The following is a 23,627-nucleotide window of genomic DNA, read 5'->3' on the forward strand; positions in this document are numbered from 1 at the left end:
CCCAGCCTTTACCCCCGACGCCCCTTGAAGTAAAGAGCAATGCCCGCCAGCCCCACCAGCCAGCCGATGCCGCCAAAGATTTCAGAAAAACCGGGACGGGCCACGCGCATTTCGGCCAGTTCCCTGCGGATGGGGCCGAGTTTCACATCCAGAGCCGCGTTGACAATGTTTTGCAGCTCAGCGGCGCTGATGTTTGCCGCCGGTTGCGGCGAGGTTTTTTCTGCTTTTGGATTTGGTTGGGCCTGCGGGCCGGAATTTGCGGCAGGGGCAGTGCCCGCAGCCACCGCAGCCGGAGCCAGAGCGGATGATGCGGCGGATGATGCGGTAGGTGATGCGGCGGAAGCCGGGGCAGCAGGCTGAACAGAGGCCAGTTCTGCGGCGTCCACGGTCCATTCGTTCTGGTGGCCTTCGCCAGCCTTGATGACTATGCGCACGCCGTGGGCCTTGCCAGCGGCAGACACGGAAAAGCGGTACACGCCCTGATCGTCCGTAAGGCCTTCAACAAGTTTAGTGCCTGTGGCGGCGTCAAAAACCACCACCTGACCCTGCTTGACCTTGTTGCCGCCGTTAAAGCCACATTCGGCCACAACATGATCGCCTTCTGTCCACGCAAAAATATTTACCCTGTGGGCAAGGGCGCTGGCGGCTGTTCCCATAATAAAGGCCGCAAGCACCAGCGGTACAACAGCCAGCCATGCAGCGTTGGCCGTCAGGGATTTGTGATTGGACAACATGGATGCTCCTTGCGGTATCAGGCTGTTGTGAGGCGCAGCATTTCGGGGCGCACCCTGGCTATGAAGCCCACGGTGATCATTGTGATAAGCCCCTCGGCCAGCATGATGGGCAGATGTGCCAGAAACAGCAGGCGGGCTGCTGTGGCAAAACCCTCTTCGCTAAAGGCCAGGGCCACAGCCGTGAGCAGGCCCGCCCCCATAACACCCAGCGCACCGCCGCAGAAGGCGGCAATTTTTTGCCCTGTGGGGCTGGGCCACACACGGCTCAGGCCGCAGTACACATAGCCCGCCAAAACCCCAGAAAAAGCCATGGTAAAGGTGTTGACGCCCAATACCACAAGGCCGCCAAACTGAAAAAGAAGCGCCTGCAAGGCCAGCGCCACCAATATGGCGGGAAAGGCCGCCCAGCCCAGTAAAACGCCCAGCAGTCCATTGAGAATCAGGTGCGCGCTGGTGAGGCCGATGGGCACATGGATAAGCGAACCCACAAAAAAAACAGCGGCCAGAATGGCCACCGTCATAAGCCGGTCGTAGTCAAGTTTTTTCAGGCCCAGAGCCGTTCCGGCGGCGGTAAGGGCGTATCCTGTGGCCAGTACGGCGGGTGAGAGAACGCCTTCGGCAATATGCATGGTCAGTCCTTTATTTGGTCTGGGGCAGGCCAGAGCCGAACCGGAAGGGGGCAGTTTCCGGTTCGGCCAGCCGCATCCATACTTGGCGTTTAACTACTTGGTCTTGGGAGCGGCAAAATTCACCCACATCACTGCGCCCAGTTCCACTTCCTTGGCTTCACCCTTGTATTCCATTTTTTCAGCGGCGGTGTTCAGGGCCGCAAAGCCCCACCAGCCAGCCCAGGGAATACCGTAGGAGAATACGCCGTTTTCATCGGCCTTTACAACCTGGGTAACAAAAAAGTCGTTGGGGGCGGTGTGGGCCTTACCCTTGTTGTAGCATTCCACTTCCACTTCCGCACCGGGAACAGGCTTGCCGTCAAGCATCACACGTCCGCGAAAAACATTGCCGGTGTAGTTGGCAAAGGGGCGGGTGAGCGGCACGATTTCCGTTTTCAGGCCCAGGGGGGCATCCCAGCCTTCTTCTTCACCAAAGGCGGCAACAACAGTCTTGGTGTAGTGGATGATAAACTTGTCTTCCGCCGGTTCAAAATAGGGGGCAGGCTCTACGGCAAACTGGTACACGCCGGGCTTTTTGATGCCGAATGCGGTTTGCCACGCCTTATGGCCCAATACTGTGGCGGGCTTGAGGGTCGCCTTGAGGTCTTCGGTCTTGCCGTCATGGGTGACAGTGGCGGCAGTGGGAGCGGCCATGTCCATGCCCTGCATTTCCATGGGGTGTATGAAGGCTATTTCCAGTTGCACATTGGCATCCTTCTTGTCCGTAACCGTAGGGGTAGAAGGAATAACCATGCCAAAATGTGCATGGGCCTGGGTTCCCAGCAAAAGCAGCAGGGCAAGGCTGGCGCAGCAAGTTTTCCACATAGAAGGTTTCCTGTTGTTGAGGTGGAGGGGGCTGCCGCAGTGTCATGACGTGGCTGAATCTTTAGTAACAAAAAAAAATAAAAAGTAGCAAGGTGTTTTTGCCAACCCCCTTTGCATTCTTGCGCTTCACCTTCAAGCTGCGTAACATGGGGATATTAGATTGCAGCCCTGACCATGCCGCCGAGCAATTGGCCGGGCTGCATGTTTTATCCCTGGCTTGCTGAGCGCACACCGTTTCCCCCCGGCGTTCAGAATGCCCGCCATTGGACGGGCGCAGGGCCTGCCCGCCTTGCTGCGGTTTGGGCGGCCTGTGTACCTGCATTTATGATCGGGAGGCAGTATGAAGCGTTGCGTAGCTATTCAGCATGTGGCTTTTGAAAATCTGGGTGTTTTTGTGCAACCCATTGAAGAAGCAGGGTTTGCCATCAGTTATGTGCAGGCTGGCGTAGTTCCCCTGGAACCAGAACTGTGGAAGGACGCAGACCTTGCCGTGGTTCTGGGCGGCCCCATTGGCGTGTACCAGGACGATCTGTATCCCTTTCTTGCCGAAGAAAAGGCCCTGGTGGCAGGGCGGCTTGCATCGGGGCGGCCCCTGCTGGGTATCTGCCTTGGTGCGCAGCTTATGGCCAGCGCGCTTGATGCCGCCGTATATCCCGGCACTGCCAAGGAAATTGGCTGGGGACAGGTTGACCTGACACCCGCAGGCCTCAGCGGCCCGCTGGCCGAGCTTACGTCTGCTCCCGTGCTGCACTGGCACGGCGATACATTTGATCTGCCAAGAGGCTGCGATCTGCTGGCCTCTACCGCCATCACGCCGCACCAGGCGTTTCGCCCCGGCCCAGGGCAGCTTGCCCTTCAGTTCCACGCCGAAATGGACGCGGCCATGATGGAAACATGGCTTGTGGGGCACTGCTGCGAGCTGGGTGCAAACGGGTTTGACCCGCGCGCCATACGTGAAGATGCCCGCACTCTGGGCGCTCGCGCCCGCAGCGCCGGTGTGGCATTCATGCGGCGCTGGCTGGCCGAAGAGGTGCGCTGAGCCCCGGTTTCGGTATCTGAACGCAGGAGCAAGGCAGGAGAACCCTGATGAGCGGCCCCATTCTGAACATCACCATTCCCGTTTTCAACAGGTATCACCTGACCCAGAAAACGCTGCTGGCCCTGCGCAAAACAGCGCCCGGCATCCCTTTTGTGGTGACGGTGGTAGACAACGGCAGCGCGCCCGACCTGCGTGAACGGCTGGTGAATCTGCACAGTGACGGGCTCATCGACAATCTCTTTCTGCTGCCTCGCAACATGGGCATATCGTGCGCCTGCAATATCGGCTGGCGCGCGGTGGATGCCCCCTATTACATGAAGCTTGACAACGACATGGTTGCCACCACGCCCATCTGGCTCGACCATGTTTTCAGGCTGTGGGCACATGGCGAACCTGTTTCCATCATCGGGCCGACTTTTGAGCAGAAAAAGCTGACGGCTGACCCCGGCACGCAGCAAACGCCCGATGGCATACTGGGTATCTGCCGGGGGAATGTGCCGGGGGGGGCCACCATCATTCCCAAGAGCGTTTCAGACAATATTGGTTACTGGAGCGAAGACTACGGGCTGTACGGCGCTGACGATGGCGACTACGGTGCGCGGCTGGAGTGCGCCGGGGTAATACAATACTGCTATGATGTGCATGACTGCTTTGAACACTGCGGCAGTTTTGACAATTCGGAATATGAAGATACAGAGCTCAACAAAAGCGAAGAGCATGCCCGCCTTTTCAAGGATGAATCTGGCGGCGTTGGAATGTTTTTGCTGAACTATTATCTTTACAATATGTGTGCGCGTAACTGGAAGGTTCCGTTGCGCTACCGCATCAAGGACATGGACGGCTACAACGTGGTGCTGGAAGAAGATCCTGCCTACGAGCCCATCAAGGTGGCCCTGCGGCGCAGCAAGGAACTGCTGGACAATCTTCAGGCTGCTAACAGAAATAACGACCTATATTCCGAGGTAGTGGTGCAGCGCATGAAAAGAATCTGGCGTTCGTGCGGGCAGGGCTGCGGCGACTAAGACCGATTTTTTTGCCACATACGCCAACGGCCCGACAGAATACTGCCGGGCCGTTTGTTTTGCAGATATGTGGGGCAGGCCTTGCGGCCCGGAGTGCTCAGAATTTGGGCAGCAAGTTGGCATATTCCGCGCTTTTTACATAGCGCTTGATAAAGGCCAGGCCCAGCTTGCGGTCGCCGGTGATGGTGGTGACCATAAAAATGTCGCCCATTCCCGCCACCCACGATTGCCCAGGCGTTTGCTGCTGCGTAAAGGCAAAGGTGAACTGACCGCCTTTTTCCACCGGGGGTTTGGGGGATTTGAACTGCGTGGCAAAGGTTTCGGCCACGGTTTTAAGATCCGCGCCGCCGTTGGGGCCGGTAACAAAATTTACCGTTGAGTTGCCCGCAGCGTTGGTAAAGATAACCGTGGTAACGCCCTGATTTTCTGTGGGGGGCATAACGGCCTTCCAGTTGTCGGGCAGATCAACAGAAATATACTTGGTGCTTACGTCGTCTGCCAGGGCAGGGATAGCAAGGAGCATGACAAAAAGAAAAATCGCGAGTTTTCTGAACATGAAAATTCTCCTGCTTGGTGGCGCACCCATGATCAGGATTCCCCAATGGCCGCATCAGGCCAGCATTGGGCAGTGTGCGCGCAATCAGCCAGTTGTATGCAATGGCCCCTGAAAACACAATGTCTTTTAGCCGTCCGAATCCGGCTGAAAAAAACGTCCTGCCACACTGGGCGGCAGGACGCGTAAATTCAGGCCACAGCACCACAGCATGACAGCACCGTGGCAGCAGGGCAGCAGGCAGCTTGTCTAGCCAAGAGCCTGGGCAAGGTCTTCAATAATGTCGTCCACATGCTCAATGCCAATGGAGAGCCTGACCGTATTGGGCAGAATGCCCGTTTCGGCCAGTTCTGCCTCGGTGAGCTGCGAATGCGTGGTGGAAGCGGGGTGGATAACCAGCGACTTGGCATCGGCTACGTTGGCCAGCAGCGAGAATACCTGCAATCTGTCGATAAAGGCCCGTGCCTCGTCCGCGCCGCCCTTGACCTCAAAGGTAAAGATGGAGCCGCCGCCCTTGGGAAAGTAGCGTTTGTACAGCGTATGGCTTGGGCTTGTGGGCAGGCTGGGATGGTTGACCCTTTCAACCCTGGGGTGTCCGGCAAGGTATTGCACCACAGCCAGGGCGTTGCTTACGTGCCGTTCCACCCGCAGCGAGAGTGTTTCCAGCCCCTGCAAGAGCATAAAGGCGTTGAAGGGCGACAGTGTGGCCCCAAGATCGCGTAGCAGAATGGCTCTGGCCCGCACTGCAAAGGCCGCAGCACCCACCGCACGCGCAAAGCTCAGCCCGTGGTAGCTGGGGTCTGGATCGCACAGATGGGCAAACTTGCCCGATGCCTCCCAGTCAAACCTGCCGCCGTCAACGATCACGCCGCCAAGGGTTGTGCCGTGCCCGCCCATAAACTTGGTGGCCGAGTGTACCACAATATCCGCACCGTGTTCGATGGGCCGCAGCAGCCAGGGCGTGGCAAAGGTATTGTCCACAACAAGGGGGATGCCGTTGCTGTGGGCCAGGGCCGCAAGGGCTTCGATATCCACAATATTGCTGTGCGGGTTGCCAAGGGTTTCGATAAAGATGGCCTTGGTTCGCGGGGTAATGGCGCGTTCAAAGGCTCCGGCTTCGTCGGGGTCCACAAAGGTGGTGTCGATGCCCCAGGCCTTGAGCGTGTGCGCCAAAAGATTGTAGGTTCCGCCATAGAGGGTTTTTTCTGCCACAATATGGTCGCCCGCGCTGGCAAGATTTTGCAGGGCGTAGCTTACGGCTGCCGCTCCGCTGGCTGTGGCAAGAGCTGCCACGCCGCCTTCGAGCGCGGCCACACGCTGTTCAAGGGCATCCTGCGTGGGGTTGGTGAGGCGGCTGTATATGTTGCCCGCGTTGCTGAGGTTAAAACGGGCCTCAGCGTGCGCACAGTCGTCAAAAACAAAGGATGTGGTCTGGTAGATGGGTACGGCGCGCGCGCCTGTGGCCTGATCCGGCTGTTCCTGCCCCGCGTGAACCTGAAGGGTCTCAAAACGGGGTTTCTTTTTTTCGCTCATTTCTGCCCCCTGATCCAGTTGCAGTTTATTATTTGTACCTGACAAGATCTTTCTTAGTAAATTGGTAAGGAATGTTTGACCGAGAACTCCCGCCTTGTCAAGCGCAAGCGGCGCGCAAGGCCTGATTCTGCCGGTTGCGCATCTTGCGCAGAGCAGGCGGCGGGTCTAGGATGCTCGGCTGAAAGCAGTGCCAGTCCAAAACACTGGCGCGTCAACAAACCGGAGGCCGCATGAAGGCGGAAATCATATCGGTAGGCACAGAGCTGCTGCTGGGGCATACGGTAAACACCGATGCCAGCCATGTGGCCCGCGAGCTCTCTGCCCTTGGCATGGATCTGTTGCAGGTGCACACGGTGGGCGATAATCCGCAGCGGCTGGAAAAAGCCCTGCGCGAGGCCCTCACGCGTGCGGATGTGGTGATAACCACCGGCGGCCTTGGCCCCACCGAGGATGATCTGACCAAGGAAACCGTGGCTCTGGTGGCCAACGCGCCACTGGAGGAGCACGCCGACAGCATGGCCCGGCTGCGCGAATATTTCGGCACGCGCCCCATGTCGGCCAATCAGGCCAAGCAGGGCATGCTGCCGCGCGGGGCCGTGGCCTTTCCCAATCTGGCGGGAACAGCGCCGGGCTGCGCCACGCCTGCGGGCGACGGGCGCTGGGTGCTCATGCTGCCCGGCCCACCTTCAGAACTGCTGCCCATGCTGCACGAAAGTGCCGTACCCTTTTTGCAGCGCATGAGCGGGGCTGTCATAGCCTCGTTCATGGTAAAGACATTTGGTATTGGCGAGGGCACTGCCGCCCTGCGCATAGCGGAATTGACCGGCGGGGCAAACCCCACGGCGGCCACCTATGCGGGCGATGCCGAAATGTTTGTGCGCGTGACGGCCAAGGCGCAGGATGCCGCCGCTGCCGAGGCACTGGCCGCGCCCATGGTGGCCGAGGTGCGCAGGCTGCTTGGCGACGTTGTGTACGGTGTCAATGTTGCGGGACTTGAAAGCGTGGTTGTGTCAGAGCTGGCACGGCTTGGCAAAACGCTGTCCACGGCAGAATCGTGTACTGGCGGCCTTTTGGCCAAGCGCATTACCGACCAGCCCGGATCGTCGGATGTCTTTGGCTACGGCATGGTGACTTATGCCAATGAGGCCAAGCAGCGCATGCTGGGCGTGCAGGAATATCTGCTGCGCACCCACGGCGCGGTAAGCCCGGAGGTGGCGCGGGCCATGGCCCGTGGCGCGCGCGAATTCAGCGGAGCGGATTATGGCATTGGCATTACCGGCATTGCCGGCCCAGGGGGCGGCACGCCGCAAAAGCCCGTGGGGCTTGTGTATATTGCCCTGAGCGAAGAAGAAAATATCTGGGTGCGCGTCATGCGGCCGCAGGGGCGGTATCTGGGCCGTGAATGGACCCGCCGCCTGGCCTCAAGCCATGCGCTGGACATGCTGCGCCGTTGCCTTGCCGGACTGCCGGTTGAAGACCAGTGGGGGCTCAACCCCGCCTAGCCGTATCACAACACAATGCAAACCGCCGGTGGGCGTAGCCTGAATGCTGCGCTTACGGCGGTTTTTTTATTACATTGGGAGGAAACCCTAGTTCTTTTCAGTGCAGGTGATGCCGAATTCCACAGGAATTTTCATGTAGAAGATTTGCAGCTGTTCCTGCGCAATGCGGGCAAAGAGCTGCTCGCTGTGTTCCGGGCTCACGGCCATGGTCACTTCCATGGGCTGTTCGCCCACGTCAAAAAAGCGCGCGCTGTGGTACTTGCCATCGCGCCCGTAACCACCCTGCGCAGCGGCGAATGTTGCGCCCTCAACGCCCAGGGCCTTTGCCTCCTTGAGCAGCCATTCTGCAATGCTCATGTGGTTGTGAGAGCGCCCCTGCTGTGTATAGAATGTCAGCCTGTATCCGTTCATGGTCTGCTCCTAGCGAAAAAGGGATTTGAGAAGCGATACTGCGCCAAGCCCCATGAAAAAGCAGATCAGCGAGCCACAGACATGCAGGGTGATGGCCCCGGCGGCCATGACCAGGCGTTGTTCCTGCAAGAGCGTGCCAATTTCTGCCGTAAAGGTTGAAAAGGTCGTGAGCCCGCCCAGAAAGCCGGTAATGACCAGCAGCCGCCATTCCGGGGCCAGACCGGGCATGGCATTGAATACCCCCAGCGAAAGTCCGATGCCAAAGCCCCCGATAAAATTGGCAGCCACCGTACCCAGCGGAATGGCGGGAAAGATGGAGTTGAGCAGCATGGAGAGCACCCAGCGAAGGCAGGCCCCGGCCCCAGCCCCCACGGTAATGACAAGAACATTTTTGAGCATGACGTATGTCCGTTGTGCGGGGCAGGCCCTTGCCTGTGGCCGGCCCCGAATGCTGGCTTGCCGTGGCAGCGGTATGCCCCGGCGTTGCATAAAAAAAGCAACCGCGCTTTGGCGCGGTCGCAAAAAAGTCTACCAACGCCATGGCCCTGGTAGGAGTTATCAGCAAATGCGGTTCAAGGGGAACTCCATCCCCTGCCTGATTTTTCTACATCCGCCCGTGGCAGAAGTAAACACGTTACCGCCCGGTGCTGGCCCGGTCAGGCCTTTTTGCGGCTGCACAGGCGGTAGTAGAACAGCAGCACGTACAGGGGGGCCAGGTAGGCAGCTGCCATGATTGCCTCTGTGGCGCTGAAAAATTCCATGCACACGATCATTATCAGCACGTTGTTGATGACGCCAAACGAAATGAGGTAGGCCATGCCCACCTGTCTGCTCATGCGGCGGGCCAGGGGCATGGCGGCAAGGGTCATGATGAGGCACAGCAGCGAGGCCGCAGCCAGCGACTTGAGCAACAGCTCTGGCGATTGCCGCAGCAGATCGCCGTAATGGCTGAAAATGGCGATGTTGGAAACTATAATGGAAACCGTCACCAGCGGAAACTGCCAGCGCAGCAGGGTGTTGCGCAGGGTATCAAGGTGGATGCGGGTGAGGTGGGCAGCGGCAAAGGGCACAAGAATGGTCACGCAGAGCGAAAGGCTCATGTGCCCCAGTTCCAGGTGTGCGGGCATGTCGAGCGGGGTCAGGCCAAGCAGGCGCAGGCCTGCATCGGTGGCAGAGAGCACGGCGGGCAGGCTGGCGGGCAGCAGCAGTGATGTGGCCATGTTGGCCACAAGAATCATGGCTGTGTTGGCCCCCACCATCAGCGAAAAAACGGCGGCCATCACACCCACCGGGGCAGCGCCCAGCAACAATGCCCCCAGCGCAAACTGCGGCATGAGCAGCCGGAACACCGCAAGGCACACCAGGGGCAGCACCAGCAGGCGCAGGGCTATAAGCAGGCAGACCGTGCCGGTCATGTGGCGTATTTCGCGCACCAGCGCCTCCATACCCACAGCCAGAAAACTCATGTAGAGCATAAATATGAGAATAAGGCGCGGCATGGCGGCAAGCGGCTCTGCCACTTGCGGCAGAAATACGCCTGCCGCCATGGAAAGCAGCGAAGACATGACCATGATAAGGTCGCGGGAATTCATAAGGCCTCAACTTTTTTGCCACATTGCCCAAGATGCCTGCCCTTGGCAAGTGTGGGCGTAGGCGGCGCTGCCAGCCTCCGGCTAGCCCCCTGCTAGCCCCCTGCCAGCGCCATGACGGGCGGCAGGGCTTATGGGGCCTGCTTTTGCAGCCTGTCTGGCGGCAGGGAGGTCAGGGGCGTGTGCTTTTTGATATAGGCAGACAGCACATCCGCATCCACCGGGTCAGGGGCGTCCACGGGCATACCCTTGGCCAGCATGGCGTAGCCGTCGCCCCTGCGCTCAAGGTAATCCACAAGAGCCACCCGGTAGCGGGCTGTGGCAACAAGGGCCGTGGCTTTTCCGCCTTCATCAAGCAGTTCTGCGCGTACAATACGTTTGCCCGAAGGCAGGGCGGGATTATAGACGTAGCGCAGCCCCGCCGTGTGCAGCACGGGCGCGCCCACGCCCTTGTGGTCGGAAACGCCGTGCTCCAGGGCCAGCAGCAGTTGTTCGCCAGTAAAATCGCGGATGATAACCTTGTTGCCAAAGGGCAGCACAGCCAGCATATCGCCAAAATTCAGCACGCCCTGCCGCAGCGGTGCGCGGAGGCCGCCGCCGTTGATCAGCGCAATCTGCGCGCCATAGGCGCGGCCATACTCCAGCATGGAATCGGTTGTGATCAGCCCGGAAAGGCATTCGGCCACACGGCACTGGTGCAGGCCGTCGGGGGCGCTGAGGTTGTTCTGGCCAATGACAACAGAGGTAAAGACTTCGAGTTTTTTATTGTACTGGGCGATTTTTGCTTCCACCGCCGGGTCGGGCGGCACGGAGTCATCAAGCGGCAGGGCCGCGCCCTGCCAGCGCACGGGTACGCCCTGCGCGTCAAAGCTCACCTCAAGTTGGCCCATGTACTTGGCAAGCGCACCGGCGGTAACCACCAGCACGGGCTTGCCAGATGGCGAATGTTTCACCTGCGGATACGGCCCCTTGGGAGAGCCGGGGCCGAGGTAATCGTGGGTGTGGCCGCCAACGATCACGTCAATGCCCTCAATGCTGCTGGCAAGTTCCAGATCCTTGGGTAGGCCCAGATGCGTGATCACAATAATATGGCGCACGCCCTGTTTTTCCAGTTCGGCCACGGCTTTTTTCAGCGTGGTCTCGGTCTTGTGAAACCATGTTTCCGGGCAGGCCGCAGAAAGCGTGCGCACGCTGGGGTTGGCAATGCCAATAATGCCCACCTTCACGCCGCGTATTTCCTTGATAAGCCATGGGCGGTAGGGCGTTCCCCGCAAGGGGCAGCCGGGGCGGGCGTCCAGGTTGGCGGCCAGCACGGGGTAGGGTTGCGCCCGCACAAATCCCGCTGTGGCCTCGCAGCCATCGTCAAATTCGTGGTTGCCCAGAGTCATGGCATCGTAGGGCAGCAGGGTGTTGATGTCGGCCAGCATGGGCCACCTGTTGGCCGTAAAGAACAGGGTTCCCTGAAACTGGTCGCCCGCATCTAGCGCCAGCACATTGTCGTGCCCGGCGCGCACGCGCTTCATGGCAGTGGCAAGACGGGCCAGGCCACCAATACAGCCCTCTGACTGCAAACAGGCATTGCCGTGGGCGTCCCTGCCTGCAAGGTAGGAATGCAGATCGTTGGTGTGCAGCAGAATGAGCTCAAGGCCGGGAGCCTCCTGCGCTGTGCAGGGCGCAGAAAAAAGACAAAGACCAGTGAGCAGGCTGGCACAAAATATCAGCGCACGTGCGGCAAGGCCAAAACGTTTCGGCAGAATGGTCATGGTATTCCCCTGCGGGTGGATGTGTCTCTTCGGGGAGGCTCGGTGGCCTTGCGTGGCACATGCAAGGCTGCGGCCCGCATGTGGCAAGGCTGGCGGGCCTGTCAGGCGATGCTGGCGCACATTTCGCGCGTGCTCATGACCTTGGCAAAAACCTGGCCAAGGGCTGCCATGTACGCGGTTTGCACCTGGGCGGCTTCCACGGTTTTTTCCTCGTGCGCAAGGTCGCGCGTTGCGCAGGCATCGTGCGCCAGATGACAGGTAAAACCAAGGTCAAAGGCGGCGCGGGTGGTGGTGTCCACACACATGTGGGTCATCATGCCTGCCAGGGCAATGCTGGTGATACCCCGTACTTTCAGCAGATCAAGCAGGGCCGTGTCGCGAAACGAATTGGGAAAATGTTTTTTTACAACCGTTTCGTCCTCCTGCGGGCAGACAAGCGGGTGTATCTGCACGCCCGGCGTGTCTGGTAAAAAAAATGTGGCCGTAGGTGCAAGAGAAATGTGCTGCACATGAAATATTGGCCGCTGCGCCTTGCGAAAAGCTGCAAGCAGCAGGGCGGCATTTTGCGCAGCCTCAATGCTGCCTACCAGTTCCATGTTGCCGCCGGGGAAGTAATCGTTTTGAATATCTATTATAATGAGGGCTTGCATGGTGTGCCTCATGCGGATGAACCGCTCGTACAGGATTGTGCGGAATGCTGGCGCATTGATTGGACGTGTACTGTTCGATAACAGCACGCGCTTTGCATGGTCAAGCGGGGTTATGCCGCACTTGACGCTGTATGGTAAATGGTGACAATTGAGCTGGAATATACAGCTGTTTTGTCCCACAATCCGCATTCTGAGCTGGGAGGAGTATGCAATTTCTGTTTTCGGTTGCGCGTGTGGCTTTTTTTGCGCTGGCCCTCTGCCTGGGAACCGGCTTTTTCGGCGCACGTGCTGCCAGTGCTGCCTCTGGCCCCGCGGTCAACACTGGTGCTGCAAAAGCCGGTGGCGCGCATGTTGCCAAGGCTGCGCCAGAGCTGGACATGATGATCGGTTCCATGCTCATGCTGGGTTTTCGCGGGGCAGATTTGCCCCCCGGCGATCACTTTCTTGCCCAGGTGCGCGCGGGGCATGTGGGCCATGTCATACTGTTTGACCGCGATGTTACCACCGGCGGAGAACGCAACATCACCTCTCCCCAACAGCTGCGGCAGCTTACAGCAACATTGCGGGCGGCTTCGCCCGGCCCGCTGCTGATAGCCGTGGATCAGGAGGGCGGGCGCGTGCGCCGGCTCAAGACGCAGAAGGGTTTTGCCGATCTGCCCTCAGCCCAGAGCATGGGGGCGGGCCAGCCCGATAAAACCCGCGCCATTGCACGGCAACTGGGCAAGGAACTGGCCGGTCTTGGCATCTCTGTAAATCTGGCCCCCGTGGCTGACGTAAACAGCAATCCGGCCAATCCTGCCATTGGCGCGCTGGAGCGCAGCTTCAGCCCCAATCCCGCCCTTGTTGCGGCCCATGCGCTTGCCTTTGGTCAGGGCCTGGCGCAGCAGGGGGTTATACCTTGCCTCAAGCATTTTCCCGGTCAGGGCGGAGCGCAAAAAGATTCGCATCTCGGTTTGACGGACATTACCCGCTGCTGGAATGCCAAGGCAGACCTCGCGCCCTATGCCCAGGCTTTTGCCCAGGGCTGGCCGGGCATGGTCATGCTGGGGCATCTGTTTCATACGGGGCTTGATGCCAACTATCCTGCCACACTTTCGCACGCCGTTGTTGCTGATCTGCTGCGCGGGCGCATGGGCTGGCGGGGGGTAATTGTCAGCGATGACATGCAGATGAAGGCCATAACCGACCACTACGGCCTGGAGCAGGCCGTGCTGCTGGCGGTAAACGCGGGGGTGGACATTTTGCTGTTCGGCAATAACTTGTATTGGGACGAAAACCTGCCCCAAAAAGCCTTTGCCACCCTTAAGGGGCTTGTGGAAAGCGGGCGTATTTCGCAACAGCGCATAGTGGAATCGTGGCAGCGCATTTGCAATCTGTACACAACCCGTGGCACTGCCGCCAGGGGCGCAGCCGATGGTTCGGCAGCACTCTACCCCTGGGGCCGCTAACACGGCGGAGGTTTTATGGATATATTGATACTTTTATCGGTATTTGGCGGCATTGCCGCCCTGTACCTGTTTGCCCTCAAAAAAGGCTGGCTGCCCACAGACCGCCTGAACTGCGGTTGAATCCCCTTTGACAAGCAGCGTGCCCTGCTTGATGACGAAGAAAGGCGCTTGCGCAGAAAGGCCAAAAAAGAGGCCCAGAAGCAGTGCAAGTAGGTGCCCCGGTTTTTATGACCGGTAATCCATTCAAAAATAATCAGTGTTGACGGCAAAGCCCCCGTTCCATCAGGAGCGGGGGCTTTGTTATGGGCGTGGCATTCTGGCTACCTGCCAGTGCGGGTCTCAGTTTTTTTGTGCGCTGCTCGAAAGCTGTTGCTGATTATGGCCAGATCTTCGCGCACCTTGGCAGGCTGGTTGCGGTATGCGGGCATGCCCGTGCCTGGGTAACCCTCTGTAATAATTTTAAGTGCGCGCTCGTGGCTCACGCTGCTGCGCCTGAAATCGGGCGGCGGCGGCTGCATGGCCTTACCTGTGGCAGTGACACTGCCGTCGGCAGCATGGCACTTGGCGCACATGCCTATCCACACTTCCAGCGATTCCGGGCTGATATCTCGCGGAGGGGGCGGGGTTGCCGCAAACATGGCAAAGCGCCGGTCAAGGGCATCCAGCAGGGCGTCGATTTTTTCGCGGTCAAACATGCGAAAATAGGGCATGCCTGTGCCCGGAGTGCCGTCACATATCATTTCATAGGCGTAGTCGCGGTCGATACGCAGGGCGGCAAGGTCTGTGGCGGGGGTGCGCAGCCGGTGTGATTCCGGCCCGACGCCGCGCCCATCCAGACCGTGGCAGGGTTCGCACGCACCGTCGTAAATGGTGTCGCCATTGTCGTACACGGTGCGCAGTTTGACGGCAAAGGCATCAAGCGCCTTTTGGCTGAAGGGGGCCAGCTCCTCAACCTTTTGCTGGCGCTGCGCCGTGGCCTCTGCCTGGGTTGGTCCCATGGCCTCCAGTTGCAGCAGCTGGCGGGCCAGCAGCATGGTTACAAAAATAATGGGCAACAGGGCCAGCAGTCGGTAATCGGCCGCTGCCGATTCGGGGCGCAGTATCCACAGGGCCGTGCCCAGGGCCAGCGCCCCAAGGCTGATGGCCGTCAGCACTGGTGAAGATAACTGCGGCAGTATGGTTGCCAGCAGGGCAAATCCCACAACAGCCTGAACAGCCAGCGAGCCGATAAGCCACTTGCGCAGCAGCCGGGCCTTGGGGGCATCATTTCTGGCGGAATAAAAAAGGTGAAATGCCGCGCCAAAGGCCAGCGCCGCGCCCACAATATGCAGATAGCGCAGCACCCAGTGGGGCATCCAGTCTGTATCCATGCGTATGCCACGGGCGGCAAAGTCGGCCCAGCTTGCGGGCCGTTCCATAAGGGTCAGCGCGCCGGTAAAGATGGCCGGTACTGTGAGTAGGGCGCCAACGCCCACCAGCCCGCATATGAGGGCCAGCCACGCGTTGGCGCTCAGTTTGTGGGCAAAGGCGTCAAAGAGCAAAAAGGCCGTGATCAGCAGCGGAATAATGGCCAGCCACGCATACGAAAAGAGCACCGTGACCGTAAAAAACGCGTGTGAATGGCTTACCTGCATGATCAGCAGCGGCCCAACGCCCAGCACCACGGCCAGGCTCTTGAGCCCCATGTGCGAATGCGCCACATGTTCGTTCCAGTGCTGCGGGGGCGAGGGCTGCCGCAGCAGATCGCGCAAAAAGAACAGCAGGCTCAAAATCGCCGTGCCCAGCATAAGCAGCACAAAGAGCAGATGCAGGCCAAAGGTGATAAAAAGCAGGCCGCGCATCCAGCTTTCTGGCAGGGGCATGTTGAGGAAAAGATCAGTCCATTGCTGCATGGCTACTTCTCCCTGGCTGCCTGTTGGCTGCGGCGTGAATAGTTGGATGTAAGCTCGAAAAGGTATTCGGTCAGCAGGGTGCGTTCCTGTTCCGAGCCCACAAAGGGCGTCATGTACGGGGCTAACCGCTGGGTGATGCCCAGCATGGCATTGATGCCGTCGGCAGAGCGGCCCGCCAGACGCTGGTCGATACCGTTGATGCCGCTCTCTGCATGGCAAACGCCGCAGTTGGCGGCGAACAGCGTTTTTGCGGCCTGTGTTGTCGGGGTCTGGCTGTCGCTGGTGTTGACCCAGCGCAATCTGGGCAGCAAAGCCTTGTTTTCTGCGGCCAGAGCTTCGCTTTCCACAAGGGTTATCTGGCTGGCGTGCATGTAGCCCGGCATCAGATACGGGCCGCGAATAAACTCGCGCACGCGTTCAAATTCCATCACAAAGCAGATGCTGAGCAACAGGGCAGGGATGCACAGCAGGCGGCTCAGCAGGGGCTGGCGGATCAGAGCCACCAGTGCTGTCAGCAGCAGTACCAGCACAGCGGCCACATTGGCCGTTGGCAAAAAGTCGGGCATCTGCGAAAGGTGGGAGGTGGCGACCGCAAATTTCCAGTGCGTGAGATATGTGAGCGGAACACGCGAAAAGTATACGTAGCTTGATACTGCCGTTACGATCAGGGAAAGCAGCAGGGCAATGCCGCAGGCCCGCAAGGCACGTCCACGCTCTTGGGGAGTGCCCTTGAACCGCCAGGCAATCCAGGCCAGTAGCAGCAGCACGCCCATGCCAAGGCCGCCGCCCACACGCAAAAAACACTGTGGCACAAAGGTGGGGTTAAAATAGGCCTCGGTAAAGCTGCGTGCCCAGGGCCACCCCTGGGGCGTGAGCATGAAGCCCAGAATGCCCGTGATCAGAATTGCCGAAACAAGCGATGTGGCCACGTAGGCCCAGCCAATTGCCGCCAGCGTGCCGGGTTTGGTAGTGATCAGCTTGTCCCACCGGTAATAGTAGCAAAGCAGCAGTATGACCTCGGCGGTAAAGGCAAACCACTCGATAAACCAGGGCCAGAAAAAAAGGTGGATCAAGGCACCTATGCCCTCTGGGGCCAGGCTGCCCGTTAGAATCCAGATTCCAACGCCGGTTACAGCACCTATGGAGGTGGTGACCACCACAAGCGGCCCAAGCAATTTACGGGCAATATCAGCCCAGAACTGGCCCTTGCCCTTCCACGTCAGTGTCTGAAACAGCACCAGCATGGCCATGAGGCCAATGGCCAGACCGTGGCTGATACAGACATGCAGAACAGCATTGAGCGCAATGGTCATGCCATCGCCAACAACAGGAATATGCAGGATGGGAAAGTTCATGATCACTTCCCCTGTGGCGGTTTTTTGTCACTGCCGGGGGATTGGGCGGGAACAAAATGGGGGCGGGGTTGCGCATCCACATAAGCCGCAACATCAAGTGCCTGTTCTGGGGTGAGCGTAGCTGCTTCTGGCGGCATAAAGCGGTGGGTGTACACGGCCAAGGTGTCTATGTTGTGCAGGGTAGAGCCATCTGTATAGGCCCCCTTGCCCCACAGCGGGGGAGATCCGTCGCCAGCATCGCCGTGGCAGGCGGCGCAATGTTCCGCATACACTTTTTCACCTGCTGCGGCATCTGGCTTGTGCGTGCTGTCCAGCTTTGCTGGCAGTGCCCAGGGCAAACTGGCGTACACGGGAATATCTTTTGAAATCCATTGCAGATACGCAAGCACGCCCTGCATTGCGGGGCTGTCGTGCGCCGGGGGGGAAGCATTGAGGTTGCGGGCAAAGCAGTCCTGTACCTTTTGCGCCAGATCAATGCTGGTTCCGTGACTGGCTGAAAAACGCGGATACGTGGCAGCAGCGCCCACAAGCGAGATGGAGCCCTTGCTGGTGCCGCCTTCAAGGTGGCAGGTAGCACAGGAAAGTTCGTTGCCCACGTGGTCTGGGGCATATTGTGCGGTATCATTGATGATGTTGTACCCAAGCATCACCGCCTCGCGCAGGTCCTCTGGGGCATTTTGAGGACGTGGGGGCGCGTATTTGAGATCGGCAGCAGGAGCGGGCTGAAGAGTGGGCAGCACCTGGGCCGCAGGAATTTGCCGTACAGGCGCGCTGTAATGGAAAAAGGCAAGCACCCACGCACCCAGGCTGAGCAAAATACAGCAAAGGGCAAGGGCATAGAGAAGATTGCGGTTGTTCATGGCGGCTCCGGTTGGCGGTGACCGTTAATCAATGAATCAATCAGACCCCAGTTCAAGATGTAATGGCAAAGACAGGAAGGGAAACAAAAAACTCGCTTGTATTCTAATGGTTATCAGAACATCACGCTATGTCAACTGAACGGGTATTATCGTCAGGAATGTCTGACAGCACAAGCCTGCTGCAAAGGGCTTACGTATGTTGTAAGAAAATATGACCAATTCAGGTGATACAGATGTGTTATTATGCGCTACGATAAATTATGCATGCAACACATCGGATATACAGGTATTTATTGATGGTTCCGTCACAGAGCCGAAGTGTGGTTCGCAAAGCATGTTGCGGCCATTGCAGGCTCTGCACTCGTTTGACCGTATTGAGCAGGATGCATTTACGTGTAACCAACGGCAACACAGAGGGTTTCCCCGCAAAGTGAAGTTGATCCAGTGGCGTGCGCATGCTGTCGTAACTTCAAAAACTCGCGGCTGCGTGTGCGCGTTTTGTGCTGCCGCAATGGCTGGGAAATTGATCAGAAACCTGTCGGAAAAATTGCCCGTTGAAGGGGCTTGCCCCTGTCTTTGGTGGAGAGCCAGAAAAGCTGCCCCTCGAGGGCGATTGCCCCGTTTTTTGTTTAGAGCCAATAATCGTCGCCATGAGCATAAGTACAGATGGCTGGCAAGCCACACGTCGCTGGAGTAACGCGGCACAGCACAGAGAAAGCTGACAGCCACAAGCCGTAAATACCGTGGCTGTCGCTGTGCGTGGTACCGGCCGGGGTGGTGGCTGAACATGCGACGGGGTTGCTCTTGCCTGTGCTTGAATGAGGACAGCCCAATTACAAACAGAGAAAAGCACTCCGCCAGAGAAAAGCACTCCGAAAGCAAAGCGCATAAAAAAAGGCGGAACCCGAAGGTTCCGCCCCAAAAAGCACGGTAAAACCGAACTTACTTGATTTCGACAGTGGCGCCAGCTTCGGTGAGCTGCTTCTTGGCGTCTTCGGCTTCTTCCTTGGAAACGCCTTCCTTCAGGGTGGCGGGGGCGCCGTCAACCTTTTCCTTGGCTTCCTTGAGGCCAAGGCTGGTCAGGGCGCGCACAACCTTGATGACGCCGATCTTGTTGGCGCCAGCTTCCTTCAGCACCACGTCGAATTCGGTCTTTTCTTCGGCAGCGTCAGCGGCGGCAGCCGGGGCAGCCATAACCATGGCGGCGGCGGGGGCAGCGGCGGAAACACCAAACTTTTCTTCCAGTTCCTTGATGAACTCGGAGAGTTCAAGAACGGTCATATTGGAGATAAATTCAACAACTTCTTCTTTGGTAACGGCCATGATAAGTCTCCTGATCTTTGGCTTGAGTGCAAATAATTCGATGGCTGATAGCTATGCAGCGTTGGCTTTCTGATCTTCGATGCCCTTGAGGGCATAAAGCAGGCCACGAAGCACATTGGCGAACAGCGAAACAAAGTTGGTGGGCACGGCGTTCATGGTGCCGAGCAAATGGCCGAGCAGCTGTTCCCTACCGGGCAGCTTGGCCAGAGCGTCAATCTGGGCGGCATCCAAAGCCTTGCCGTCCAGGCTGGCGCAGCGCAGCTCAAAGAGCTTGCTTTGCTTGGCGAAATCGCTGAGCGCCTTGGCCACCGCCACGGGGTCATCGAACCCAAAGGCCACGCCGCAGTTATCATGGAAGTTATCCTTGATAGCGTCGTGCGTGCCGTCGGTCAGAGCAATTCGGGCCAGCGTGTTTTTAACGACGAGATATTCGCCGCCTGCATTACGCAGGGAAACACGCAGGTTCGTCAGCTCTTCCACCGTCATGCCCTTGAAGTCCGTGATAACCGCAAAAGAAGCTTTGTCGGCACGTGCCTTAACGGCTTCAATAATAGCGGCTTTTCCAGACCTGTTCACGTGATACCTCTCACGTTCGGGGTTGCCAGGTGGAATGCCGAGCCAAAGAAGATGTGTCTAGACAGGGTATTAAGAGCTTTCGCCCACCTGTCGTCTTCGACTCGAATTCCGTTTCCTTAGACAGACTGTGGGCGCACTGCAAAACAGCGCGCCCACAAACTTGAGAGCTTAGCCCTCAAGAAATTTTTTAACCTGAGTCATGTCAACCTTGAAGCCGGGACCCATGGTGGTGGACACTGCCATGGAGAGCATGTAGCTGCCCTTGGCGGCAGAAGGCTTAAGGCGGTTGACGGCGTCAAGCAGGGCCTTGAGGTTGCCCAGAATCTTTTCGGGGCCAAAAGAAACCTTGCCGAGCGGAGCGTGCAGCACGCCAGCCTTGTCAACCTTGAAGTCGACGCGACCGGCCTTGAGTTCGGTGACGGCCTTGGTTACGTCAAAGGTGACGGAGCCGGTCTTGGCGTTGGGCATAAGACCACGGGGGCCAAGCACGCGGCCGATCTGACCCACAAGGGCCATAACGTCGGGGGTGGCGACGGCTGCGTCAAATTCGAGCCAGCCTTCCTTGACCTTGGCGACCAGTTCTTCAGCGCCAACAACATCTGCGCCGGCTTCGCGGGCTTCGGCCTGCTTTTCGCCCTTACAGAAAACGGCAACGCGCACAGTTTTGCCAAGCCCGTGGGGCAGGGTCACAGCGCCGCGCACCATCTGATCAGAATATTTGGGGTCAACGCCGAGGCGAACGGCCACATCGACAGTTTCATCAAATTTGGCAAATGAAGCGCCGAGCGATTTGCTCACTGCGTCTTCAATGCTGAAGCGATCCTGAAGGTTGCTGCCTTCAAGCGCCTTGCGGAAATTCTTGCCATGTCTGGGCATGAGATAATCCTTTCGTTTTGCATCTCCTGCCGAACTTTGTCTTGCGCAAAGGCGGCAGTACAATTGATTTCAACGATGGCCGTCAGGCGTATGCCGTCAAGCCGTAAGGCTGGTTTGCCGTATATGCAACGAGCGCCCAGAGGCGCTCACGGCGTAAAAAAGAGCCTTACTTAACGTCAATGCCCATGCTGCGAGCGGTGCCAGCAATGGACTTCACCGCAGCTTCAACGCTGGCAGCATTCAGATCGGGCAGCTTCAGCTTGGCGATTTCTTCAACCTGAGCCATGGTCAGGCTGCCAACCTTGTTACGGTTGGGTTCGCCGGAACCCTTTTCGATCTTGGCGGCTTTCATGATCAGCACCGAGGCCGGAGGGGTCTTGGTGATGAAGGTGAAAGAGCGGTCAGCATACACGGTGATGACCACAGGAATGATCGTGCCCTTCTGTTCCATTGTGCGGGCATTGAATTCCTTGCAGAAACCCATGATGTTCAGGCCATGCTGACCCAAAGCGGGACCCACCGGCGGCGAGGGGTTAGCCGCGCCTGCGGGGATCTGCAGTTTGATTTTGGCAACTTCTTTCTTGGCCATTTGCGTTATCCTTCATCGCTGCTCGCGCTGGTCAGGGTAAACCAGGCCGCGCGGGGGCAAGTCATTAACCTTTGGATACCTGCACAAAATCCAGTTCCACAGGGGTCTGACGACCAAAAATGGAAACGGAAACGCGCAGTTTCCCCTTGTCGTAGTTGACGTCTTCCACAACGCCATTGAAGCCGCCAAACGGCCCTTCAATAACGCGTACTTCGTCGCCGCGGTCAAAGTTGAACTTGGGCCTTGGCGTTTCCTGGCGCGACTCCATGAGATCGAGTATGCGCTGGGCTTCGCTTTCACGCATCGGGGTAGGACGGTTTTTGCCGCCAACAAACCCCGTGACCTTCGGGATGGACTGAACCAGATGCCAGGAAAGATCCGTCATGGTCATGCGAACCATGACATACCCGGGGTAGAACTTGCGAGTAGAGGTACGTTGCTGACCACCCTTGGTAGGTTCAATGACCTTTTCCGTGGGTACAACAATTTCCTCAATAAGCCCCTCATCCTGCCCGGTGCGGCGCAACTCGTTAATGGTCTTCTGCACACGCTGCTCAAAACCAGAGTAGGTGTGCACGATGTACCAGCGAGCCTTTTTGCAGAGCTCGGAAGTTTCGTCGATAACAGGGTCTTTCATATTGGCCTTCAGGACAGTAGGGTCTTGATCAGGGAAGACAGACCAAAGTCCACCAGCCCCAGAATAACAGCCATCACGGCTACGAAGCCCAAAACGGCCAAGGTGGCTTTGCGAGTTTCCTGCAGCGTAGGCCAGGTAACCTTGCGCAATTCGGCCTTGGCATCCTCAACGTAGCGTGTAAACCGTACGACAGGGTTGGGGCCTTTGTCAGCCTTAAGGTCGGCAGCTTGAGCTTGTTTTTTTGCCATGGTGTAATCCGGAGATAAAAAATGGCAGGGCAGGAGGGATTCGAACCCCCAACATGCGGTTTTGGAGACCGCCGCTCTAGCCGTTAGAGCTACTGCCCTGCACACCGTCCGGGGGGCTTAACGCCCCCCGGCGGAAGTTTGTATTACCTGGTTTCGCGATGCACAGTGTGCTTCTTGTCCCAGGGACAATATTTCTTCATTTCCAGCCGACCGGTGGTGTTTTTCTTGTTCTTCCGGGTGCTGTAATTGCGGCGCTTGCACTCGGTGCAGGCCAGAATGATATTAATACGCATATGCTACTCGATGATTTCGGTCACCACGCCGGAACCAACGGTGCGGCCACCTTCACGAATGGCGAAGCGCAAACCGGATTCCATGGCGATGGGGGCGATGAGTTCCACGATAAACTGGGAGTTATCGCCAGGCATAACCATTTCCACGCCTTCGGGCAGGTTGATGATGCCGGTGATGTCCGTGGTACGGAAGTAGAACTGAGGACGATAGCCAGAGAAGAACGGGGTGTGACGGCCGCCTTCTTCCTTGGAGAGAACGTACACTTCAGCCTTGAACTTCTTGTGGGGCGTGATGCTCTTGGGAGCGGCAAGAACCTGGCCGCGTTCCACGTCGTCACGCTTGGTGCCGCGAAGCAGGGCGCCGATGTTGTCGCCGGCCTGACCCTGGTCAAGCAGCTTGCGGAACATTTCCACGCCGGTGCAAGTGGTCTTAACGGTGGGCTTGATACCCACGATTTCGACTTCGTCGCTGACCTTCAGGATGCCGCGTTCCACACGACCGGTAACAACAGTACCACGGCCGGAGATGGAGAACACGTCTTCGATGGGCATCAGGAAGGGCTTGTCGATGTCGCGTTCCGGTTCGGGGATGAAATCGTCGCAAGCCTGCAGAAGGTCAAGAATGCACTTGGCTTCGGGCGCGTCGGGGTTATCGCATTCCAGGGCCTTGAGGGCGGAACCACGGATAACAGGCACATCATCGCCGGGGAAGTCGTAGCTGGAGAGCAGTTCGCGAACTTCGAGTTCCACGAGTTCCAGCAGTTCTTCGTCGTCAACCAGGTCGCACTTGTTCAGGAACACCACGAGCTGGGGAACGCCGACCTGACGGGCAAGCAGAATGTGCTCACGGGTCTGGGGCATGGGACCGTCGGTGGCGGCCACAACGATGATACCGCCGTCCATCTGAGCAGCGCCGGTGATCATGTTCTTGATGTAGTCGGCGTGGCCGGGGCAGTCAACGTGGGCATAGTGACGGTTGGCGGTTTCGTATTCCACGTGTGCGGTGGAAATGGTGATGCCGCGTTCCTTTTCTTCGGGGGCCTTGTCGATTTCGTCATACGAAATGAACTTGCCCGAGCCCTTCAGGCCGGCGATCTTGGTGATGGCGGCGGTAAGGGTGGTCTTGCCATGGTCGATGTGGCCGATGGTGCCGATGTTTACATGGGGCTTTTTGCGTTCAAATTTTTCCTTGCCCATTGTACGTCTCCCTGGAGAAAAAAATGTTTGCGTTTTACCTGCGT

The 23,627-nt window shown here is 58.3% G+C and carries 25 protein-coding genes, 1 tRNA gene and 1 riboswitch; of the genes, 4 read left to right on the forward strand and 22 right to left on the reverse strand.

All coding sequences use genetic code 11. From position 1 onward, the window contains the following. Positions 1 to 8 precede the first annotated feature (8 nt). The 3 genes from ACE3NW_RS09955 to ACE3NW_RS09965 form a co-directional block, all read right to left on the reverse strand. The gene (locus tag ACE3NW_RS09955; RefSeq protein ID WP_374282931.1) at positions 9 to 734 is read right to left on the reverse strand and encodes a cobalamin biosynthesis protein CbiL; all 726 of its coding nucleotides are present in this window, start codon (positions 732 to 734) and stop codon (positions 9 to 11) included. Positions 735 to 751: 17 nt separating this feature from the next. Beyond that, positions 752 to 1,363: a cobalt transporter CbiM gene (cbiM, locus tag ACE3NW_RS09960; RefSeq protein ID WP_374282933.1), complete on the reverse strand. Its 612-nt coding sequence runs from the start codon at positions 1,361 to 1,363 to the stop codon at positions 752 to 754. A 93-nt stretch (positions 1,364 to 1,456) separates the two neighbouring features. Then, positions 1,457 to 2,227 (reverse strand): DUF4198 domain-containing protein, encoded by a 771-nt coding sequence (locus ACE3NW_RS09965; RefSeq protein ID WP_374282935.1) that lies wholly within the window; start codon positions 2,225 to 2,227, stop codon positions 1,457 to 1,459. 340 nt (positions 2,228 to 2,567) lie between these two features. Here ACE3NW_RS09965 and ACE3NW_RS09970 point away from each other — a divergent pair, with 340 nt between their 5' ends. Further along, positions 2,568 to 3,266 carry a glutamine amidotransferase gene (locus ACE3NW_RS09970; protein WP_374282937.1) on the forward strand — a complete coding sequence of 233 codons (699 nt, stop codon included), beginning with the start codon at positions 2,568 to 2,570 and terminating at the stop codon, positions 3,264 to 3,266. A 47-nt stretch (positions 3,267 to 3,313) separates the two neighbouring features. Beyond that, positions 3,314 to 4,288, forward strand: a complete 975-nt coding sequence (locus tag ACE3NW_RS09975) for a glycosyltransferase (RefSeq protein ID WP_374282939.1) — start codon at positions 3,314 to 3,316, stop codon at positions 4,286 to 4,288. A gap of 97 nt (positions 4,289 to 4,385) precedes the next feature. On the opposite strand, the gene ACE3NW_RS09980 is transcribed toward ACE3NW_RS09975, so the two are convergent. Together ACE3NW_RS09980 and ACE3NW_RS09985 are read right to left on the reverse strand one after the other, a co-directional pair. Beyond that, a complete protein-coding gene (locus ACE3NW_RS09980; protein ID WP_374282941.1) occupies positions 4,386 to 4,844 on the reverse strand; it encodes a hypothetical protein in 459 nt (152 codons plus the stop codon). Between the two features lie 246 nt (positions 4,845 to 5,090). Continuing rightward, a complete protein-coding gene (locus ACE3NW_RS09985; RefSeq protein ID WP_374282943.1) occupies positions 5,091 to 6,374 on the reverse strand; it encodes an O-acetylhomoserine aminocarboxypropyltransferase/cysteine synthase family protein in 1,284 nt (427 codons plus the stop codon). Positions 6,375 to 6,604: 230 nt separating this feature from the next. Between ACE3NW_RS09985 and ACE3NW_RS09990 the strand changes: the two genes are divergently transcribed. Beyond that, positions 6,605 to 7,876, forward strand: coding sequence for a competence/damage-inducible protein A (locus ACE3NW_RS09990; protein WP_374282945.1), 1,272 nt, complete (start codon positions 6,605 to 6,607; stop codon positions 7,874 to 7,876). Positions 7,877 to 7,963: 87 nt separating this feature from the next. Here the strand turns inward: ACE3NW_RS09990 and ACE3NW_RS09995 are convergent, their stop codons facing one another. The 5 genes from ACE3NW_RS09995 to ACE3NW_RS10015 all read right to left on the reverse strand — a co-directional run bounded on the left by ACE3NW_RS09995 (position 7,964) and on the right by ACE3NW_RS10015 (position 12,289). Then, on the reverse strand, positions 7,964 to 8,287 hold the full coding sequence (locus ACE3NW_RS09995; RefSeq protein WP_374282947.1) for a DUF190 domain-containing protein: 324 nt from the start codon (positions 8,285 to 8,287) through the stop codon (positions 7,964 to 7,966). A gap of 9 nt (positions 8,288 to 8,296) precedes the next feature. Then, on the reverse strand, positions 8,297 to 8,686 hold the full coding sequence (gene crcB / locus ACE3NW_RS10000; protein WP_374282949.1) for a fluoride efflux transporter CrcB: 390 nt from the start codon (positions 8,684 to 8,686) through the stop codon (positions 8,297 to 8,299). 143 nt (positions 8,687 to 8,829) lie between these two features. Then, positions 8,830 to 8,888, reverse strand: a riboswitch (Fluoride riboswitch). A gap of 55 nt (positions 8,889 to 8,943) precedes the next feature. Beyond that, positions 8,944 to 9,879, reverse strand: coding sequence for a symporter (locus ACE3NW_RS10005; RefSeq protein WP_374282951.1), 936 nt, complete (start codon positions 9,877 to 9,879; stop codon positions 8,944 to 8,946). A gap of 128 nt (positions 9,880 to 10,007) precedes the next feature. Beyond that, complete coding sequence (locus ACE3NW_RS10010; protein WP_374282953.1) at positions 10,008 to 11,639, reverse strand: bifunctional UDP-sugar hydrolase/5'-nucleotidase; 1,632 nt, start codon at positions 11,637 to 11,639, stop codon at positions 10,008 to 10,010. 101 nt (positions 11,640 to 11,740) lie between these two features. Then, entirely contained in the window at positions 11,741 to 12,289 is a 549-nt protein-coding gene (locus ACE3NW_RS10015) for a cysteine hydrolase family protein (protein ID WP_374282955.1), read from the reverse strand. 206 nt (positions 12,290 to 12,495) lie between these two features. On the opposite strand from ACE3NW_RS10015, the gene ACE3NW_RS10020 reads away from it, so the two are divergent. Further along, positions 12,496 to 13,737, forward strand: a complete 1,242-nt coding sequence (locus tag ACE3NW_RS10020; protein WP_374282957.1) for a glycoside hydrolase family 3 N-terminal domain-containing protein — start codon at positions 12,496 to 12,498, stop codon at positions 13,735 to 13,737. A 320-nt stretch (positions 13,738 to 14,057) separates the two neighbouring features. Here ACE3NW_RS10020 and ACE3NW_RS10025 read toward each other — a convergent pair whose 3' ends face one another. The 12 genes from ACE3NW_RS10025 to tuf all read right to left on the reverse strand — a co-directional run bounded on the left by ACE3NW_RS10025 (position 14,058) and on the right by tuf (position 23,583). After that, positions 14,058 to 15,629, reverse strand: a complete 1,572-nt coding sequence (locus ACE3NW_RS10025) for a cytochrome c (protein ID WP_374282959.1) — start codon at positions 15,627 to 15,629, stop codon at positions 14,058 to 14,060. A gap of 2 nt (positions 15,630 to 15,631) precedes the next feature. After that, positions 15,632 to 16,984, reverse strand: coding sequence for a cytochrome C (locus tag ACE3NW_RS10030; RefSeq protein ID WP_374282961.1), 1,353 nt, complete (start codon positions 16,982 to 16,984; stop codon positions 15,632 to 15,634). Positions 16,985 to 16,986: 2 nt separating this feature from the next. After that, positions 16,987 to 17,844, reverse strand: a complete 858-nt coding sequence (locus ACE3NW_RS10035) for a c-type cytochrome (RefSeq protein ID WP_374282962.1) — start codon at positions 17,842 to 17,844, stop codon at positions 16,987 to 16,989. A 942-nt stretch (positions 17,845 to 18,786) separates the two neighbouring features. Next, on the reverse strand, positions 18,787 to 19,167 hold the full coding sequence (gene rplL / locus ACE3NW_RS10040) for a 50S ribosomal protein L7/L12 (RefSeq protein ID WP_374282964.1): 381 nt from the start codon (positions 19,165 to 19,167) through the stop codon (positions 18,787 to 18,789). Positions 19,168 to 19,218: 51 nt separating this feature from the next. Beyond that, on the reverse strand, positions 19,219 to 19,743 hold the full coding sequence (rplJ, locus tag ACE3NW_RS10045; RefSeq protein WP_374282966.1) for a 50S ribosomal protein L10: 525 nt from the start codon (positions 19,741 to 19,743) through the stop codon (positions 19,219 to 19,221). Positions 19,744 to 19,911: 168 nt separating this feature from the next. Next, positions 19,912 to 20,619: a 50S ribosomal protein L1 gene (rplA, locus tag ACE3NW_RS10050; RefSeq protein ID WP_374282968.1), complete on the reverse strand. Its 708-nt coding sequence runs from the start codon at positions 20,617 to 20,619 to the stop codon at positions 19,912 to 19,914. Positions 20,620 to 20,785: 166 nt separating this feature from the next. Next, positions 20,786 to 21,208 carry a 50S ribosomal protein L11 gene (gene rplK / locus ACE3NW_RS10055; protein ID WP_136400160.1) on the reverse strand — a complete coding sequence of 141 codons (423 nt, stop codon included), beginning with the start codon at positions 21,206 to 21,208 and terminating at the stop codon, positions 20,786 to 20,788. 64 nt (positions 21,209 to 21,272) lie between these two features. Next, complete coding sequence (gene nusG, locus ACE3NW_RS10060) at positions 21,273 to 21,845, reverse strand: transcription termination/antitermination protein NusG (protein WP_136400159.1); 573 nt, start codon at positions 21,843 to 21,845, stop codon at positions 21,273 to 21,275. Between the two features lie 8 nt (positions 21,846 to 21,853). Beyond that, on the reverse strand, positions 21,854 to 22,093 hold the full coding sequence (gene secE / locus ACE3NW_RS10065) for a preprotein translocase subunit SecE (RefSeq protein ID WP_022658436.1): 240 nt from the start codon (positions 22,091 to 22,093) through the stop codon (positions 21,854 to 21,856). Positions 22,094 to 22,115: 22 nt separating this feature from the next. Continuing rightward, positions 22,116 to 22,192 (reverse strand) — tRNA-Trp (locus tag ACE3NW_RS10070). Positions 22,193 to 22,236: 44 nt separating this feature from the next. Then, positions 22,237 to 22,386: a 50S ribosomal protein L33 gene (gene rpmG / locus ACE3NW_RS10075; RefSeq protein WP_022658437.1), complete on the reverse strand. Its 150-nt coding sequence runs from the start codon at positions 22,384 to 22,386 to the stop codon at positions 22,237 to 22,239. 3 nt (positions 22,387 to 22,389) lie between these two features. Next, positions 22,390 to 23,583, reverse strand: coding sequence for an elongation factor Tu (gene tuf / locus ACE3NW_RS10080; protein WP_374282973.1), 1,194 nt, complete (start codon positions 23,581 to 23,583; stop codon positions 22,390 to 22,392). Positions 23,584 to 23,627: the final 44 nt, after the last annotated feature.

Origin of the sequence: Desulfovibrio sp., from assembly GCF_041907885.1 — a bacterium.
Lineage (GTDB): Bacteria > Desulfobacterota > Desulfovibrionia > Desulfovibrionales > Desulfovibrionaceae > Desulfovibrio.